This window comes from Anoxybacillus sp. ST70, from assembly GCF_019553625.1.
Lineage (GTDB): Bacteria > Bacillota > Bacilli > Bacillales > Anoxybacillaceae > Anoxybacillus > Anoxybacillus gonensis.
Window position 1 is genome coordinate 580,799 of record NZ_JAHZOF010000001.1, and the last position, 15,989, is coordinate 596,787.

Sequence of the window (15,989 nt, forward strand, 5' to 3'; positions counted from 1 at the left end):
AAAAACAGGAAAGAAAAAAGACAGCCGTTTTTTAGCTGTCTTTTAAATGAATGTTGTAATGCTCAAACCACTCATGAAATTGAACGAAATACGCTAACAGCTGCGGACCGGACATGAGTTGACCGAACCACGGGATGCGAAACGACTGCCCTTTCGTTTCCACTAATTCCTTTAACTTCTTTCGATCAAACAATTCATATAAAACGGACGAGCGATTCGTTAAAATCGTCTCTAGCCGTTCAGCAACGATGTCCGTATAACGCGGATGATGTGTTTTCGGATATGGGCTTTTTTTCCGATACAACACGTCATCTGGTAAAATTCCTTCAAGCGCTTTGCGTAAAATTCCTTTTTCACGATTGTTGTACATTTTCATCTCCCACGGAATGTTCCATACATACTCAACGAGGCGATGATCGGCAAACGGTACGCGCACTTCTAAACTTGCCGCCATGCTCATGCGGTCTTTCCGATCTAACAACGTCGTCATAAACCAAATCATATTTAAATAAAACAATTCGCGGCGGCGCGCTTCTTCTGCGCTTTCTCCGTCTGCGTGAGGAACTTCACGAAGCGTTTCTTTATAACGCATATCGGCATACTCATGAAGCGGAAGTTTTTCACGCCACGTTTCATTGAGAAGATCGAATCGCTCATCTAACGAGCGCATCCACGGAAATCCGTCTCGCTCAAAATCTTCTTTTCTATGGAACCACGGATAGCCTCCGAAAATTTCGTCTGCACATTCACCTGATAAACTAACGACAAACTGTTGCTTTATTTGACGGCAAAACCAAAGAAGCGACGAATCAATATCCGCCATTCCCGGCAAATCACGGGCAATGACTGCTTCTTTTAAATCATCAGCTAATTGTTGTTGGGAAATGATGCACGTATGATGAACGGTTTGGAATGCATCCGACATTTGTTTAATCCACGGTCCGTCACTGTTCGGTTGAAATGCGTTCGCTGTAAAATATTGTTCATTTTCTTCATAATCAATGGAATACGTATGAAGAGGAGCTTTCCCTTCACGTTCAAACGCCTTCGCTGCAATCGCCGTAATCGCGCTCGAATCGACCCCACCCGATAAAAACGTACAAACAGGTACATCGGAAACGAGTTGTCGCGTAATCGCATCGATCAACAACGTCCGAATATGTTCTACCGTTTCATGAAAGGAATGCTCATGCGGTGCGCTTTTTACGTTCCAATATCGCCATTGACGTACGCCGCTTTGCTGAACGATCATCGCATGAGCCGGGCGCAATTCATAAATCGTTCGAAACACGCCATGCCCCGGTGTGCGCGAAGGGCCGAGCGCTAAAATTTCACATAAACTTTCGCGATCAATTTCGGCACGAACGTTTGGATGAGCCAAAATCGCTTTTATTTCTGAAGCGAATAAAAACTCCCCTTGTTCATAGCGATAAAACAACGGCTTCACTCCTAAACGATCGCGCGCTAAAAAGAGTTGCTTTCGTTCATCGTCCCACACCGCAAACGCAAAAATGCCGTTCAGATGATCGACACATTGTTCACGCCATTCCATGTATGCGGTAAGCAACACTTCCGTATCGGAATGCCCTTGAAACGTATATCCGTTTTTCAATAACTGTTTTCGAATATCTCCTGTATTATATAGCTCTCCATTATAACAAATCGTATAACGATGACCATTTTTCATTCGCGTCATCGGCTGTACGCCACCTGCTGGGTCAACGACAACAAGCCGCTTATGTCCAAATGCGACATGATCGTCAAGCCATACGTTCGTATCATCAGGTCCCCGCAACGAAAGCGTATTGGCCATCGCAAGCACCGTGTCTTTCTCTTGGCGTATATGTCGCCCAAAATGAACCCATCCGGTAATTCCGCACACATTCATCATTCCCTTCTGTTGTGAACAAGTATGAAGCATGCTTTTATTTTATGCATCGTTTATATAAATGATGAGTTGTCTATAATGGCGTACGGAAGGAATTGACATGAAGGAGGAAATAATCATGGATCGCCTTGCATCATTGCGCACACAAAAACGGGCTTACGTGTACGGTGTTGTTGAACAAGTAAACGGAGAATGGATATTTTTCGATGACGAAGATGAAGCACATGAATTAACGAGTTTACCTGAGGAAGTCGAACTTTTTCGCTTCGGGCAATGGGTAAAAGGATGGCTTGGTGAAGATGGGGACATATATGTGACAGAACGGTACACATTAAAAAACGGTGATCGTCTTCGCTACATCAAACCGTTGTCGCATGCATACGAACAATGGCTGTCACAGCTACCCGATCACGCGTTTTTCCATTTTATTCATTTAATTAACGAATGGAACTTTTCCGTATACGATTGTTTGTATTGCTACAACTATATGTTATTTGCTGAAAAAGGGGTGAATTTTTTAATGTTTGATAACGCACTCGATATGTGCAACGTGCAACATTATTTTGACGACAAACAACATCGATTCGAGCTTACGTTGCAAACAGGGAAAAAAGTCATTGGCGTTCAACTCGATCATTGAATGGTAGATTCGCTTCCTTGTAACACTTGTTTTTCAAATTGTTCCGCAGGAAGCGGTTTGAAAATCGCATACCCTTGCGCATAATGACATTTTAATCGTTTCAACAATTTCATTTGTTCAGCCGTTTCTACACCTTCTGCAACAACTTTTAGGCGCAAGCCATGCCCCATCGTAATAATCGATTTGACGATCGCAATGTCCGAACGATCTTTATGAAGTTGGTAAATGAACGATCGGTCAATTTTTAACGTATGAATTGGCAAATGTTTTAAATAGCTAAGCGACGAATAGCCTGTGCCAAAATCATCAATCGACACATGTACACCAAGCTGTTGAAGCTGCTTCATGACGTGAATGCTGTAATACATGTTGCGCAACATCGAGCTTTCTGTTAATTCCAAATGTAAACAATGCGCAGGAAGCTGTGACTGTTTCAGTGCTTGTTGCACATCTTCAAAAAACGTCGGATGTTGAAATTGCGTCGCTGAAACATTGACAGAAACCATTAACGAATCAAATCCGAGCTCGTGCCACGTTTTCGTTTGCATGCACGCTTCAGTAAGCACCCAGCGCCCAAGATCGTGGATGAAGCCAATTTCTTCTGCGATTGGAATAAACTCAAGCGGGGAAACAAGGCCGATTTTCGGATGTTTCCAGCGCAACAACGCTTCACTGCCAATGATTTTTCCGGTCACTAAGTCCACAATCGGTTGATAAACGAGAAAACATTCGTTTTTTTCAAGCGCCTTTCGCAAATATCGCTCAAGCTCGACGCGATACATCACTTGCTCGTTCATTTTCGTCGCATACAATTTCACGCCGTTGCCGCCTGTTTGTTTCGCGCGATTCACCGCTGTATCTGCATTTTTTAATAGCGATTGGGCATCGACACCGTCCGCTGGGTAAAAACTAATCCCGACGCTTGCGGTTAAAAAAAACTCTTTTTCTTCATATATAATCGGCACGGCAATATGTTGAAGCAACTTTTTCGTCCATTCAACGACCGTATGCATATCCACTTGCTCAGTAAACAACAGGCTAAACTTATCGCCACCGAAACGACCTAAATGGGCCCCTTGGGGCAATACGTTTTTGATTCGTTCCGCTATTTGTTTTAATATTTCATCCCCACCGTAATGGCCGATCGTATCGTTCACGATTTTAAAACGATCCATATCCACAAACAATACTGCAAGCGTGTTGCCTGTTTCTTTCGCTTGATCGATCGCTTGTTTTACGATGTTTGTAAAATTCAATCGGTTCGGGAGCCCCGTATCGACATCGTGATAGGCGATATATTTTATATGCTCTTCCACGCGCTTTTGTTCAGTAATGTCGCGACCGATCCCATAAATGCCCACCTTTTTTCCGTCAACGATAATCGGAACGTTTTTAATTTGGAACAAATACACTTTTCCTGATTTCGATGGAATTTCTAAATTGTATTGTTGCACTTTCCCTTTTAACGCGCGATAAAAATAGCGGCGCACGCGCGGAATATCTTCTTTTTTAATGTAATGAAGCGAGTTTGAATGCAAAATCTCCTGTGCCTTATACCCAAATACTCGTTCAAACGCAGGATTGACGCTTGTGAAATTGCCTTCTAAATCGGTGGAATATACAATGTCTGGATTATGTTCAAATAAAGAGCGGTAATATTGTTCAGATATTTTCATTTTTTTACGCATTTCGTCCATATCCGCCCGACAATCGTCAAAAACGAGCGCACAAATGACGGCTTGTTCCGATGCATCCCCAATCATCGGAAAAAGCTGCGCTTGAGGCAAATGATGCTGCACGTACTGTTCCATTTGCATCCGAAACGAAGGGGAAAGCGAGGAAACGAAAATCGTTAGCTGGTCGTACTCATATAAACGATAGTCGCTCACCCATCGTTCCCAATCCGCAAACGTGTTGCAAACGGTTTGAAATAATTTCATCCCCTTTTTCCCACTCTTTCTTTCTCTTTATATTTTTAGAATTATCAATCAATTTTATTATAGCACATTTCCATATGGTAGAAAAAGATAAAAGTTGGCGAATATGCCAACTTTACGAAAAGAAAGAAAAGCCAAACGGTAATTTAAATCCGAGATATAACACGACCACAAACGCAACAATGAACTGAAGCCAAAGAACGTTCGTGTTTTTTCCTTTTGCCGTCCGAACGAGAATCATTTCCATCGTTCCGATCACCCATAGACCGACAATCACTTTCACGATATAAAGGAACGGGAATGAGGACATGCTATGTAAAATCCAAGCGCCTGTCGCAATAATGAAAATGTAAAATAAGCGCAATAACATGTGTACCATTTTTGTTTTTTCATGTCCTTTTGCTTGAAACGCAATCGCAACGACAAATAAAATGAGCGCAACAACCCACGTCGTAATATGTGCATGTGTCATAAATATGCTCCTTTCTATCAAACTTATATATGCCAATCATAACATGTCTGTATGACATTTGAAAAAGAAAACGCTCACCTTTTCTATTTACTTTCTATATTCACTTCAAGTATGTTATATATGTGACTACCGAAATAGGAGGGATTGACGTGAAAACAGCACAAATCATCGAACTAACAGAAAAGTACGGCGCAAACAACTATCATCCTCTTCCAGTCGTTTTATCGAAAGGCGAAGGTGTATGGGTAGAAGATCCAGAAGGAAATCGTTATATGGATATGTTAAGCGCTTACTCCGCGGTAAACCAAGGACATCGCCATCCGCGCATCGTCCAAGCGCTCATTGAACAAGCAAATAAAATTACATTAACATCACGAGCATTTCATAACGACCAACTCGGTCCATGGTATGAAAAAGTAGCGAAATTAACGAAAAAAGAGATGGTTTTACCGATGAACACAGGGGCAGAAGCGGTAGAAACAGCCGTCAAAGCGGCGCGCCGCTGGGCGTATGACGTCAAAGGCGTTCCTGCCGATCAAGCGGAAATTATCGTTTGTGAAGATAACTTCCACGGTCGAACGATGACAGCTGTATCGATGTCGTCAAACCCAGAGTACAAACGCGGATTCGGTCCGATGCTTCCGGGCATTAAAGTCATTCCGTTCGGCGATGTAGAAGCGCTTAAGCAAGCGATTACACCAAATACAGCAGCGTTTATTTTTGAACCAATTCAAGGGGAGGCAGGCATTAACATTCCGCCAGAAGGATTTTTAAAAGCGGCATATGACGTATGTAAACAACATAACGTATTATATATTGCTGACGAAATTCAATCGGGTCTTGGCCGTTCTGGTAAAATGTTTGCGTGCGATTGGGAAGAAGTCGAGCCAGATATGTACATTCTCGGTAAAGCGCTCGGCGGTGGCGTATTCCCAATTTCATGCGTCGCTGCAAACAAAGATATTCTCGGCGTATTTAATCCGGGATCACACGGATCGACGTTCGGGGGCAATCCGCTCGCTTGCGCTGTTTCGATCGCTGCGCTTGATGTCATCGTTGAAGAAAAATTGCCAGAGCGCTCATTTGAGCTCGGTCAATATTTCCAAGAAAAATTGCGCGAAATTCATCATCCACACATTAAAGAAGTGCGCGGAAGAGGACTATTTATCGGCGTTGAACTGCACGTTGCGGCACGCCCATATTGTGAAAAACTACAACAAGAAGGGCTATTATGTAAAGAGACGCATGATACAGTCATCCGCTTCGCTCCACCGCTCGTCATTACAAAAGAAGAGCTCGACTGGGCGATTGAAAAAGTGAAAAAAGTATTTGAACAATAAAAGCTGGGGCATCCCAGCTTTTATTTCACGACATTTCGCAACGTTCCAATTTGTTCAATTGTAATTTCAATGACATCCCCCGACTGTAAAAAGCGTGGCGGATTCATGCCTTTTCCGACTCCTGCTGGCGTTCCTGTCGCAATCACATCTCCCGGCTCTAACGTCATCCCTTTCGACAACGTCGCAATAATTGTTGGAATGTCGAAAATAAATTGCGCTGTCGTTGCCGATTGTCTCACTTCGCCATTTACTTTCGTTTCAATATGTAACGCATGCGGATGAGCGATCGCTGACCGATGAACGATCCACGGTCCCATCGGACATGACGTATCTAAACTTTTGCCAAGCAAATATTGTTTATGCCTTTCTTGTAAATCGCGCGCAGTCACATCGTTTACGATCGTATAACCAAACACGTAATCAAGCGCCTGTTCTTTCGGAATAGCTTTTCCTTTTTTTCCAATCACAATCGCAAGTTCTCCTTCATAATCTAGCTGATCGGTCACATCCGCATGGCGTAAAATCGGTGCCCCATGCCCGATCACTGTCGTTGGCGCTTTCGAAAATACAATCATATTTTCGCGATCCGCTACGCCTCCCATTTCTTGCGCATGATCGGCATAATTTTTTCCGATGCAAAAAATGTTTTTTGTCGGACGTGGAATCGGCGCAAGCAACTGCACATCGTGAAGATCATACGTCCACTCTGGCTGTGCGCGCTCAAGCACACGCTGCACTTTTTCAATAAACGATTCGCCAAGTTCGAGACATTCGATCATCGTATTCGGTATCGTTTCATCCGCTTTTGATAAATGAACGACCTTTTGCTCGTGTACAACCCCGACAAACACATCCGATCGCGCGTATGCTGTTACAAATTTCATTTTTCATCCCCTCTTTCGTATGATCGAACATCACTATTTTCTCTTTTTCACGTGTAAACTCCTTTGTAAAAAAATTATTTTTCAGCATATTATACTATTTCCTTTTTCTTCAGAATATGTATAATAGTTTATACATACAGTTGTTTACAGACTGTTAACGAAAATGAAAAATGTTGGTGAATTTTATGTCTCTTTCCCTCATCGAAAAGAAAAGACGACAATTAATTGAATTGGCGCAAACGTACGGTTTTTCTGCGAAAGAAACGATCCAATGCAGTCAAGAGCTCGATGAATTGTTAAACAAACATTTAAAAGAAGCCGTGCTTTTCCATAAAGAAAAAGAGGACAAGCCTTGTACGACATGACCTGTTTATGTCGTTTTCTTTTGTCCATACGTCATCCATCGCCACATACGCTCCAGCGGGCCGATCGTATGTTTTTTGAACCACCAATGGCTCCATACGACTTGAATGACATACACGATACATGCGACAGCGAGCGCTTGTTTCGGTGCTACTTTTCCATACCATCCGAAGCCATATGAATAAAACAATGTCGTACAAATGATCGATTGCATCACATAATTCGTCAACGCCATTTTGCCGACAGGAGCAAAAACATGAACGACTTGCGATGCCATAAGAGAAAACGCAGTAAAATAAAACAAAGCGAGCGCAGGACCTCCAATCATATCTTGAGCATACTCGGTTACAATATTTTTTTGTACATACGGCAATGATTTAAAAACGATGCCAACGAGCAATGAGCCGATGCACCACTTTTGTATCGTTGCACGATGCGTTTTTACGTCATAAAACCATTTTTCTTTCGCGATATACGCTCCGAACAAAAAAAACGGCAAAATCGTTAAAATAAAAATAAATGCTTGTGTAAAAGAATTGACGTATAGCCAATCAGCTGCCCGTTGCATAAAAACTTGTTCCCACGTGCCTTGTTGATAATTTGCGATCGCCTGCTTTGCTAGCGCCGGCTCTGAAAAATCGACATCGCCGCTTACTTTCCACATCAGCCACATAAGAACGGTTGACCCGCCTGCCCATCCAATCCAAAGGGAAAGCGCCCAACGACGCAACGTTTTTGCGCTCGCTCGCACAAATAAAAAAAGGAAAAAGCCAACGACCGCATAGCCAATTAAAATATCGCCATGCCAAATGAAAAATGCATGTACACATCCAAAAAGCAACAATGCAAGTAGCCGCCGCAAAAAAATCAATCGGAACTGCTCCCCACCTTTGTCAAGCATCATAAATGCTCCCCAGCCGAACAACATCGAAAAAAGCGGATAAAAACTTGCTTGAGCAAACAAATCAACGCATGCAAGCAACAAGCGATCAAGCGTATCTTTCGCAAACATCGAAGCGTCGACATACATCGTCGGAAGCGAAAAATCAAGAACGTTTACAAGCAAAATGCCAAACAACGCAAAACCGCGCACCGCATCAATCGTCGAAATACGCATAATCTCCCTCCTTTTCCATTTCAGCGTAAAAGAAAAAAAGCCGACTGTCAATTGACAGTAACAACGGCTTTATCGTTAGCAAAACACTTACTGACTAAAAAACACATCTTCTATTGAACGTGTTTTGACGCTTAGTTGATATATGCTTACCCCGTTCTCACATAGAACTTTTACGCATGATGGAATAGTATCTTCGTGGTATAAAGAACAATGTATATATCCCCCATCCGTGTACACATCCACAATGTCATTTTGCATAGCTTTCTTTAAACATTGAACGGCGTAATAATCGTCCCCCTTTATTTTAATCTCTATTTCAACATATGATCCACCTCTCTTTTTCAACTCTTCAATCGTTCCAATTTTAGAAATCAAGCCATTTTCCATAATGGCTAATCTATTGCATATTCGTTCAACTTCATGTAAATTGTGAGATGTCATAAAGATCGTTAAACCTTTGCTTGATAACTCCTTAATTAAACTTTGAATAGATAATGCAGATTCTGGATCTAAACCAGAAGTAGGCTCATCTAAAAATATCACTTTCGGCTCCCCAATCAACGCCTGAGCAACACCAAGCTTCTTTTTCATTCCAAACGAATAATGTCCAACTTTTTTCTTCTCATGTTTCTCTAATCCTACTTGTTCTAACAGATGGTATATCTTCTCCTTGTTTATCTTTATTCGTTTTAGCTGGGCAAAAAACTTCAAATGTTCGACTGCATTCATATGAAGATAGTAATTGCTTACATCAGGCATAACACCGATATGCTTCTTAATTTCTTCCATGTACTTGTTACTTATTCCATTCACAAAAAATTCCCCTTCAGTCGGGATGCATATTCCTGTTAGCATATTCACTGTAGTTGTTTTACCGGCTCCGTTCTTACCTAAAAAAGCAAAGATCTCACTTTCTTTAACATCAAATGTCACCCCTTTCACAACAAAAACCTCTTTATACCTTTTCTTCAGTCCACGAACTTCAATCACATTCATTTATAAATCCCTTCCTCTCAATCGTAATATTGTAATTGATATGAAAAGGAAAGAATATAAAAGAGGAACAATAGTATACCAACTACCTTCCACAATGTAATAATAAGGAAAAACATATTTTAACATACTTATTTTGTAATCAAAAAGGGACCATACTCCAATAATAGGGAACAATAAACCGATCACTACCCCAAGAAACATTGTATAGCTCGGCCTATTAACAAATGTAGATAGCAATATCGCTACAGCAATGACATAACTCAAAAAAGATAGAAGCTTTACAAATTCTAAAATGTAAAACTGCCTTGCAAAAAAGCAAACAATACAAAAGGATATAAATAAACATACTATCCAAAAAAATAAGATACCAAAAAACTTTCCGAAAACGATCTCGAAACGTGCGCACTTTGTCACTAGTAAACGAATCGTCTGATACTCAATCTCTTTATTCATGCAGTCATGTGATAAAGCCATTACAAAAAGCACTCCAAAAAATAATACAATCGCTCGGATACTTGAGACGAAAATCGGGATGTCTTCATTATTGTTTATAAACAATGCTTCATTGCTTGAAAAGAACTTCCCTGATAAAAAACTAACCAGTAGAAACAAGATGATGACTGATATAGACTTCCATGTTCTAAATAAAGATTTAAACTCTTGAGTACAAATTCCCCACATGCACATATCACTCTTTCTTTTTTAATTTTTTCACTAACATGTAGGCTAACTGCATAAACATGATTGTTGCGAAAAGGAAATTATACGGTTGCTGATCCCGAAACGAAAGATACAGCACGATTAGAATAGACAAAAGAACATAGTTCACAAAATATTCCTCCCTTATCCTCAGAAAATTACGATAAGATAAAAACAAAAGATCCCACCAGCACACAACAACATGTGTATTTAAGGAAAGTAGTATATCTCCTCTTGCCTACCCTTATCAATATTGCTAACACTAGGAACAAAAAAGAACAGATGTATATCTTCATAAAAAGTAGCCATTGAAAACCAATGAAAAAAGTACAAATAATAACAAACAACAAAGTAAATATTATGCTAAAAAATAAAACTATATAATTCAAGCTCTTTTCTATTACTCGGTTCTCGATCTCGTAAAAATCCAATAGCAAATTCACTTTACCTATTTTCCTCTTTATCTTTATCTGATGATAAATGAACAAATGTATCGAAAACACAAAGTAAAAAATAATAAATTCTAATTGATATACACCGTTGCTATACAAGTAAAATGTGTAACAAAAAATAAATAAAGACATATATATAAAATCATAGAGGTTATTCCTGTCCCTAAAAAAAAGTGATATGATCGTGCGAATAGTAGGACTATGCACCTTTTCTACAAGGAACACATATAAAATATCATATATCTTACTTCCTCTGTTTGAGTTTCCTCTGGAATTGTAGCTAACAGCTAACAACTTATTAACAAATAGCATATGAAACACCAAAGACACTGGAAAGATTAAAAAAATAAAGCTATCAAAATGGCTATCTGGAATCGTAAAATAACCCCGCTTCAAAGTGAAGTAAAAAAAAGCAATAAACAACACATGACTAATTCGTACTGTGGCCTTTAAAATTAACATGTATTCTAGCAATGGAATAAAGGACAAAAGAATAAAAATTCTACAAAAATATAAACCGATCAATTCCCAAGGTATGCCCAAAGTTATAAAAACAAAAATATTTAGAATATACCACCTCAACATATCTCTCGAAAAAACTCTACAGACGATATTTAGGCAAGATACTGTACATACAGATATCGGGGTAGTGCACATAATATCAAAAATACGCCTTTTAGAACTACCTTTTTCAACAAGAACAACTACCACACTTAAAAATAATAAGACCAAGGGGACAATCTTTAGTACAAAGTTTCTGTCATGATTATCGTATAGAGCAAATGCAAATACCATATTGGAAAATAGTGAAAATAGCCATGGATACAGATTGCCATTTTCATTTTCTACAATCCTACTATGTAAACGGTAGTATATCACAAAATCTTTTAGCATCTTACTCACGCCCGTGCTACTTTCTATCTAAATTTAGTATTTTTCTTTTTTTTATGACACAAAAGTGATCCGCTACCTTACTCGCTTCTCCTCTTATGTGCGTTGTGAACAAGGTAATTGCCCCTGTCTTCTTACGCTCAAGTATAATTTCTTTCACTGCCTCTACGGAATTGAAGTCTAACCCCTCAAAAATTTCATCGCACACCAACAAATAAGGATCAGCTACTAAAGATGCCAAAAATACAACTTTCTTTTTCGTACCGAAAGACAAACGGGATATTTGCTTGTCTAAATGAACTTCTAAGAAAAGCCTCTCGATCAATTCCCTCTCCTTAACAAAACAATGATCTTTCTTAAAAAAGTTTCTTACAAATAAAAAATACTCTCTTGGAGTCAGTAAATCACAGAAAGAGAAGTCATTGCTAGGTACAAAATAAATGAGTCTACGCAATAATTCTCTTTTCATTTTTTTAAGATCGTGACCCAAAATCAAAATATTACCTTCTTCAAACGATTCGTATCCAGCTACACATCTTAAAAAAGTTGTTTTTCCGACTCCATTCTCTCCATCCAGATGAACAACTTTCCCACTTTCAATAGATAATCTTGCATTTTCGAATATTTTTACATTTTTAATTTCTTTTGTGAAGTTTTCTACAATTAGCCCATATCCGATATTCATTGCACTCACCTTCTCTTTCTTGTATAATCAGGAGAAGGGGAGTGGACTTGCCACTAGGTTTTTCTGACCTGGTATTGATTTAGCGATTACAAATTTTACAGTCCTAAAAGTTTTGCGATGTATTCAATAACTGATGACGGCAAGTTAGACAAATAGGAGACAACTGCTTCCACTCCCCGAATGATCGCATCCACAATTGCGCTCCCTGCGATTGATACGATAGCCTTCTTGATCCATTCTGCTAACTTATCCCAATTTTTAACTAGGTATTGAGCAATTTTCTTGATTAATGCTAACACACTCACACATTCCTTTCTGTATCTTTTTCTACAAAACTAGAAAGCAAATCCAACTCCCATTTCCGATTATAGAAAAAAAAAGAAATAGAAAATCCGTATTTAACGTCAATTTTTGGCGAAAATCCGCCATTTTTCTAAAAAGTATTGAAAATACCAATTTCAAGAAGTAGAATTTAGTATCAGAAAGGAGCGTATACCATGTCTTCCATCAGAACATTAATCGCGAGCTACGATCCCATCTATCTACTCGGTCTAAAATCACTATTAGAACACGAAGAGAACATAGAAGTGGTTGATTGTACATTCAATCACTTAGAAATGCACATACACCATATTTCGTTTCACATACTCATCATACATGTTCCGTTTCTTAATATAGAAACTATTGAATGGATTAGACACATCAAAAAGCGATACTCATTCGCTCACTTCATACTTATATGCCCTTGTTATCACCATGCTATTGCTTCTATGGCACATGAAGCAGGGGCGTCAGCTATCGTAACGAGCGAAATATTCCAAGCAAAACTAAAAACCATTTTGCAACAAGTAGCTAGTGGACAAGCTTTGTTCCTAATTGAACACCAATCGTTTAATCAAAAATTAAGCAACATAGAAATATGCATCTTGCAAATGATTGCAAATGATTACACAAATAAGCAAATAAGTGAGCAACTTGGCATAAGTAAACGTACAGTAGAGCGCCACCTTTCATCTTGTTTCGAAAAGCTAGAGGTCAGTTCAAGAGCTGGCGCAATTGCTGTGGCAATGCGACTAAAGCTCATAGAATAAAGTGAATTGCTCGTCGCATTTTAAGCAAACTACCGTTTATCTACTAATCATATTTTAATACATAGCGAAGCACATTTCTTTTTCTCTCTTCATATGATTTAAACAAGGAAAAGAATGAAGGAAAGGACGATGAGCATGCCTTCGTATATCGCAGGACCAATTAAAATTACAAACGTCAGCAGCGAAGGGACAGTGAATTTCGGTGATACGTTGCAAATTGCTCCAAAGAGCGCATCGAAGTCTTTTTCGGGCGCTGGCGGTGGAAATACAGGGGACTTTTTACAAACAAACACATTTGTTAGCTTCACGAACAGCATCGACCCAGATGTATCTGACAGCAACGTAAAAAGCAAGGGATAGCCGATGCCTGCCATTGTTGGAGCAGTCCAAATTAACAGCATCGGAAGCGGCGGCGTGTTTCATATCGGCGATGTATTTGCCATCTCTCCATACAGCGTAGCGAAAACATTTGCTGGCGCTGGTTCATTTAATACAGGAGACGGCTTGCATATTTACAACCAATATAGCAACACGAATACGAATGACCGCGATATTGCCGATAGCAATATTACAGGAAACGCCTAGCGGGGTGGAAGAATGAACTTTTATATTCAACAAACGATTTCCATTCATCAATTAAAAATCGGCTCGCTCACGAACTCATCTGTCCTTCAAATCGGAACGACCGGAAAGGTACAACCGCTCGCCACATTAAGCAATACGGGACAATTTACCGAACCCGCTCCGGAAGCAAAAATAAACATTCAAGGGGAAGAAGGGCCATTTGTTCCCCTTCAATCTCCTGTATAAAACAGTGCTACTTCTTTTTGCCCGACCATACATTAATAAATAACAAGGTGGGCAAAGAAGGAGGCGAAACACATGTGGCAAGACTACTTTAAACAGCTAGAAGCGTACTTAAAATGGCAGCAACAAAAAATGCAATCGCTCGAAAAAGCGGTATATCATTTACAACAACAATATGATGAATTAAAAAAAAAGCCGCGCACAACAATAGAAAAAATCGAATATCATTTTGACCAACTAAAAGTGGAAACGTTAGAGGGAACGTTAAATATCGGGCTAAATCCTGCGACATTCAATGAAGATACAATTGAAGATTTTGCCGTTCCAAAGAGCACAACGATCATTCCGCAACCGACACCCATTTTCCGCAACATTCAGGCAGCTGTTCATGCTTATTTACAAGAAGAAGGCGAAAATATTATCGCCCGTATGGAACAAACGTATAACCGTTCGCTCGATCCAACATACCGCCAATTTATTTTGCAAGACATTGAACGTCAAATCGATGATCGCATTCATTTTTATTTACGACAGCATGGAGAAAACGAAAAAGAAAACGAACAGTTACAACAAAACATTATCGCTTATTTAAAACGAGACATTGAACATTCGATTGAAACGTTTTTAAAACATTTACCACGAGAGGAGACGAACGAATGAATATGACAGTTGTCAATCATCATCTATCGGTCGGTCATATCGCCATCGGGGGGGTGGCGAGCGCCTCGCTCGTCTTAATCGGCGATAGCGAAACGATCCAATTAGCTTCCGCATTCGACACACCGCCAGAATCGTTAATTATCGGTCCGTTTCCACAAAAACAAAACAATAAAAAAAATGAGGAAAAGCGATGAGCCGCCTTTCCGTCGTTCATTTACTAAAAGCAAATGCCGTCTCCTTTAGCTCCGTCGTGCAAATTGGAGACAGCCAACACGTTCGTCTTTCTGGGCGAGCGCTTGCTGTTCAAAGACAATTTGAATATGTCGACAGCAACGAATTTCCGCTCGCCTTTCCGATCTTTACAAAACCGATTCCGCTCCCACCTGTTGATCATGAACACGTTTGTCGCCATACGTTGCACGATTGCCCGCTCATCGCTGTTCATTCCATTCGCATCATCGGGGTTTCTTCTACCTCTGTCGTGCATATCGGTTCAACGAAAAACATAGAAGCGGAATCACGAGTCAAACATATTCGTCAGCTGACAGAAAGGAGAGAACAACATGCCCGCTCTCGTCGGTCCGATTAAAATTAACCTCGTCGCTAGCGGCGCCGTCATGCAAGTAGGGGATACATTATATGTGTCACCAAAAGTCACATCTAAAACGTTCGGCGGTTCCGGAGCGTTTAACACCGGCAATTTTATTATCGCCAACAACGGCATTAGCTTAACAAATACGCTCGACGCGGATGCATTCGATCAAAACGTTGTCGGCAACGCTTAACGCTTTTTCCGATTTGCCTTTTTTATTTTCGGCAACCGATCGGCTGGCTGTTTTCGAATCCATCGAATAAATGCCGCGATGTTTTCGTCATGTTGTAACCGCTCAATCGTATATAGCCGGCTCGCTAATTCTTCGTTCGTATATAGCGCATGAATTTGCTTATGGCAAGGAAGGCATAGTTTGGCTGTTTCTGTTCCGCCATACTCTTTCGGCGTTAAATGATGAGCGGTTAATACGACATCGTCTCTCTCGCACAGTTCACACATCCCTTTCATCGCTCGT

At 40.1% G+C, this 15,989-nt stretch carries 22 protein-coding genes; 11 read left to right on the forward strand and 11 right to left on the reverse strand.

Annotation, left to right across the window (positions count from 1 at the left end):
• Positions 1 to 31: 31 nt before the first annotated feature.
• Positions 32 to 1,882 carry an asparagine synthase (glutamine-hydrolyzing) gene (asnB, locus tag K1I43_RS03015; RefSeq protein ID WP_026011734.1) on the reverse strand — a complete coding sequence of 617 codons (1,851 nt, stop codon included), beginning with the start codon at positions 1,880 to 1,882 and terminating at the stop codon, positions 32 to 34.
• A 124-nt stretch (positions 1,883 to 2,006) separates the two neighbouring features.
• Between asnB and K1I43_RS03020 the strand changes: the two genes are divergently transcribed.
• Positions 2,007 to 2,528 (forward strand): DUF2777 family protein, encoded by a 522-nt coding sequence (locus K1I43_RS03020; RefSeq protein WP_019417925.1) that lies wholly within the window; start codon positions 2,007 to 2,009, stop codon positions 2,526 to 2,528.
• On the opposite strand, the gene K1I43_RS03025 is transcribed toward K1I43_RS03020, so the two are convergent.
• Positions 2,522 to 4,468 carry an EAL domain-containing protein gene (locus K1I43_RS03025; RefSeq protein ID WP_019417926.1) on the reverse strand — a complete coding sequence of 649 codons (1,947 nt, stop codon included), beginning with the start codon at positions 4,466 to 4,468 and terminating at the stop codon, positions 2,522 to 2,524. The two genes, K1I43_RS03020 and K1I43_RS03025, sit on opposite strands and share 7 nt — an antisense overlap.
• Before the next feature lie 112 nt (positions 4,469 to 4,580).
• Positions 4,581 to 4,937: a YisL family protein gene (locus K1I43_RS03030; protein WP_019417927.1), complete on the reverse strand. Its 357-nt coding sequence runs from the start codon at positions 4,935 to 4,937 to the stop codon at positions 4,581 to 4,583.
• 149 nt (positions 4,938 to 5,086) lie between these two features.
• On the opposite strand from K1I43_RS03030, the gene K1I43_RS03035 reads away from it, so the two are divergent.
• Positions 5,087 to 6,277, forward strand: a complete 1,191-nt coding sequence (locus K1I43_RS03035; RefSeq protein ID WP_009361952.1) for an ornithine--oxo-acid transaminase — start codon at positions 5,087 to 5,089, stop codon at positions 6,275 to 6,277.
• Between the two features lie 20 nt (positions 6,278 to 6,297).
• Here the strand turns inward: K1I43_RS03035 and K1I43_RS03040 are convergent, their stop codons facing one another.
• Positions 6,298 to 7,161 carry a fumarylacetoacetate hydrolase family protein gene (locus K1I43_RS03040; protein WP_220382606.1) on the reverse strand — a complete coding sequence of 288 codons (864 nt, stop codon included), beginning with the start codon at positions 7,159 to 7,161 and terminating at the stop codon, positions 6,298 to 6,300.
• 185 nt (positions 7,162 to 7,346) lie between these two features.
• Here K1I43_RS03040 and K1I43_RS03045 point away from each other — a divergent pair, with 185 nt between their 5' ends.
• Positions 7,347 to 7,526, forward strand: coding sequence for an aspartyl-phosphate phosphatase Spo0E family protein (locus K1I43_RS03045; protein WP_020424565.1), 180 nt, complete (start codon positions 7,347 to 7,349; stop codon positions 7,524 to 7,526).
• 5 nt (positions 7,527 to 7,531) lie between these two features.
• Here K1I43_RS03045 and K1I43_RS03050 read toward each other — a convergent pair whose 3' ends face one another.
• The 6 genes from K1I43_RS03050 to K1I43_RS03075 form a co-directional block, all read right to left on the reverse strand.
• Positions 7,532 to 8,641: a DUF418 domain-containing protein gene (locus K1I43_RS03050; RefSeq protein WP_220382607.1), complete on the reverse strand. Its 1,110-nt coding sequence runs from the start codon at positions 8,639 to 8,641 to the stop codon at positions 7,532 to 7,534.
• A gap of 87 nt (positions 8,642 to 8,728) precedes the next feature.
• A complete protein-coding gene (locus K1I43_RS03055) occupies positions 8,729 to 9,637 on the reverse strand; it encodes an ABC transporter ATP-binding protein (protein ID WP_192948838.1) in 909 nt (302 codons plus the stop codon).
• Positions 9,638 to 10,324, reverse strand: coding sequence for an ABC transporter permease (locus K1I43_RS15850; RefSeq protein WP_081253707.1), 687 nt, complete (start codon positions 10,322 to 10,324; stop codon positions 9,638 to 9,640). It lies immediately after the preceding gene.
• Between the two features lies 1 nt (position 10,325).
• Positions 10,326 to 10,466 (reverse strand): hypothetical protein, encoded by a 141-nt coding sequence (locus K1I43_RS03065; RefSeq protein ID WP_220382608.1) that lies wholly within the window; start codon positions 10,464 to 10,466, stop codon positions 10,326 to 10,328.
• Between the two features lie 1,232 nt (positions 10,467 to 11,698).
• Complete coding sequence (locus K1I43_RS03070; protein WP_220382609.1) at positions 11,699 to 12,364, reverse strand: ATP-binding cassette domain-containing protein; 666 nt, start codon at positions 12,362 to 12,364, stop codon at positions 11,699 to 11,701.
• Positions 12,365 to 12,459: 95 nt separating this feature from the next.
• Positions 12,460 to 12,663, reverse strand: a complete 204-nt coding sequence (locus K1I43_RS03075) for a hypothetical protein (protein WP_192949212.1) — start codon at positions 12,661 to 12,663, stop codon at positions 12,460 to 12,462.
• Positions 12,664 to 12,861: 198 nt separating this feature from the next.
• Here K1I43_RS03075 and K1I43_RS03080 point away from each other — a divergent pair, with 198 nt between their 5' ends.
• From K1I43_RS03080 to K1I43_RS03115, 8 genes are all read left to right on the forward strand, one after another.
• Complete coding sequence (locus K1I43_RS03080; RefSeq protein ID WP_192948839.1) at positions 12,862 to 13,455, forward strand: helix-turn-helix transcriptional regulator; 594 nt, start codon at positions 12,862 to 12,864, stop codon at positions 13,453 to 13,455.
• A 135-nt stretch (positions 13,456 to 13,590) separates the two neighbouring features.
• The gene (locus K1I43_RS03085; protein ID WP_003395540.1) at positions 13,591 to 13,815 is read left to right on the forward strand and encodes a spore germination protein; all 225 of its coding nucleotides are present in this window, start codon (positions 13,591 to 13,593) and stop codon (positions 13,813 to 13,815) included.
• A gap of 3 nt (positions 13,816 to 13,818) precedes the next feature.
• Positions 13,819 to 14,040, forward strand: a complete 222-nt coding sequence (locus tag K1I43_RS03090) for a spore germination protein (protein WP_009361957.1) — start codon at positions 13,819 to 13,821, stop codon at positions 14,038 to 14,040.
• A 12-nt stretch (positions 14,041 to 14,052) separates the two neighbouring features.
• Complete coding sequence (locus tag K1I43_RS03095; RefSeq protein WP_035064814.1) at positions 14,053 to 14,265, forward strand: spore germination protein GerPB; 213 nt, start codon at positions 14,053 to 14,055, stop codon at positions 14,263 to 14,265.
• Positions 14,266 to 14,337: 72 nt separating this feature from the next.
• Positions 14,338 to 14,922 carry a spore germination protein GerPC gene (gene gerPC / locus K1I43_RS03100; protein ID WP_220382610.1) on the forward strand — a complete coding sequence of 195 codons (585 nt, stop codon included), beginning with the start codon at positions 14,338 to 14,340 and terminating at the stop codon, positions 14,920 to 14,922.
• Positions 14,919 to 15,116 (forward strand): hypothetical protein, encoded by a 198-nt coding sequence (locus K1I43_RS03105; RefSeq protein WP_009361960.1) that lies wholly within the window; start codon positions 14,919 to 14,921, stop codon positions 15,114 to 15,116. The genes gerPC and K1I43_RS03105 overlap by 4 nt, the downstream gene beginning before the upstream one ends.
• Positions 15,113 to 15,511 (forward strand): spore germination protein GerPE, encoded by a 399-nt coding sequence (locus tag K1I43_RS03110; RefSeq protein ID WP_009361961.1) that lies wholly within the window; start codon positions 15,113 to 15,115, stop codon positions 15,509 to 15,511. The genes K1I43_RS03105 and K1I43_RS03110 overlap by 4 nt, the downstream gene beginning before the upstream one ends.
• On the forward strand, positions 15,486 to 15,707 hold the full coding sequence (locus tag K1I43_RS03115; RefSeq protein ID WP_220382611.1) for a spore germination protein: 222 nt from the start codon (positions 15,486 to 15,488) through the stop codon (positions 15,705 to 15,707). The genes K1I43_RS03110 and K1I43_RS03115 overlap by 26 nt, the downstream gene beginning before the upstream one ends.
• Here K1I43_RS03115 and K1I43_RS03120 read toward each other — a convergent pair.
• Entirely contained in the window at positions 15,704 to 15,982 is a 279-nt protein-coding gene (locus K1I43_RS03120) for a restriction endonuclease (RefSeq protein WP_009361963.1), read from the reverse strand. The genes K1I43_RS03115 and K1I43_RS03120 overlap by 4 nt on opposite strands.
• Positions 15,983 to 15,989 lie beyond the last annotated feature (7 nt).

Coding starts and splice junctions, on each gene's coding strand:
- K1I43_RS03020 (WP_019417925.1), top strand. CDS start 2,007: ATGGATCGCCTTGCATCATTGCGCACACAAAAACGGGCTTACGTGTAC.
- K1I43_RS03025 (WP_019417926.1), bottom strand. CDS start 4,468: ATGAAATTATTTCAAACCGTTTGCAACACGTTTGCGGATTGGGAACGA.
- K1I43_RS03030 (WP_019417927.1), bottom strand. CDS start 4,937: ATGACACATGCACATATTACGACGTGGGTTGTTGCGCTCATTTTATTT.
- K1I43_RS03040 (WP_220382606.1), bottom strand. CDS start 7,161: ATGAAATTTGTAACAGCATACGCGCGATCGGATGTGTTTGTCGGGGTT.
- K1I43_RS03045 (WP_020424565.1), top strand. CDS start 7,347: ATGTCTCTTTCCCTCATCGAAAAGAAAAGACGACAATTAATTGAATTG.
- K1I43_RS03050 (WP_220382607.1), bottom strand. CDS start 8,641: ATGCGTATTTCGACGATTGATGCGGTGCGCGGTTTTGCGTTGTTTGGC.
- K1I43_RS03055 (WP_192948838.1), bottom strand. CDS start 9,637: ATGAATGTGATTGAAGTTCGTGGACTGAAGAAAAGGTATAAAGAGGTT.
- K1I43_RS15850 (WP_081253707.1), bottom strand. CDS start 10,324: ATGTGCATGTGGGGAATTTGTACTCAAGAGTTTAAATCTTTATTTAGA.
- K1I43_RS03070 (WP_220382609.1), bottom strand. CDS start 12,364: ATGAATATCGGATATGGGCTAATTGTAGAAAACTTCACAAAAGAAATT.
- K1I43_RS03080 (WP_192948839.1), top strand. CDS start 12,862: ATGTCTTCCATCAGAACATTAATCGCGAGCTACGATCCCATCTATCTA.
- K1I43_RS03085 (WP_003395540.1), top strand. CDS start 13,591: ATGCCTTCGTATATCGCAGGACCAATTAAAATTACAAACGTCAGCAGC.
- K1I43_RS03090 (WP_009361957.1), top strand. CDS start 13,819: ATGCCTGCCATTGTTGGAGCAGTCCAAATTAACAGCATCGGAAGCGGC.
- K1I43_RS03095 (WP_035064814.1), top strand. CDS start 14,053: ATGAACTTTTATATTCAACAAACGATTTCCATTCATCAATTAAAAATC.
- gerPC (WP_220382610.1), top strand. CDS start 14,338: ATGTGGCAAGACTACTTTAAACAGCTAGAAGCGTACTTAAAATGGCAG.
- K1I43_RS03105 (WP_009361960.1), top strand. CDS start 14,919: ATGAATATGACAGTTGTCAATCATCATCTATCGGTCGGTCATATCGCC.
- K1I43_RS03110 (WP_009361961.1), top strand. CDS start 15,113: ATGAGCCGCCTTTCCGTCGTTCATTTACTAAAAGCAAATGCCGTCTCC.
- K1I43_RS03115 (WP_220382611.1), top strand. CDS start 15,486: ATGCCCGCTCTCGTCGGTCCGATTAAAATTAACCTCGTCGCTAGCGGC.
- K1I43_RS03120 (WP_009361963.1), bottom strand. CDS start 15,982: ATGAAAGGGATGTGTGAACTGTGCGAGAGAGACGATGTCGTATTAACC.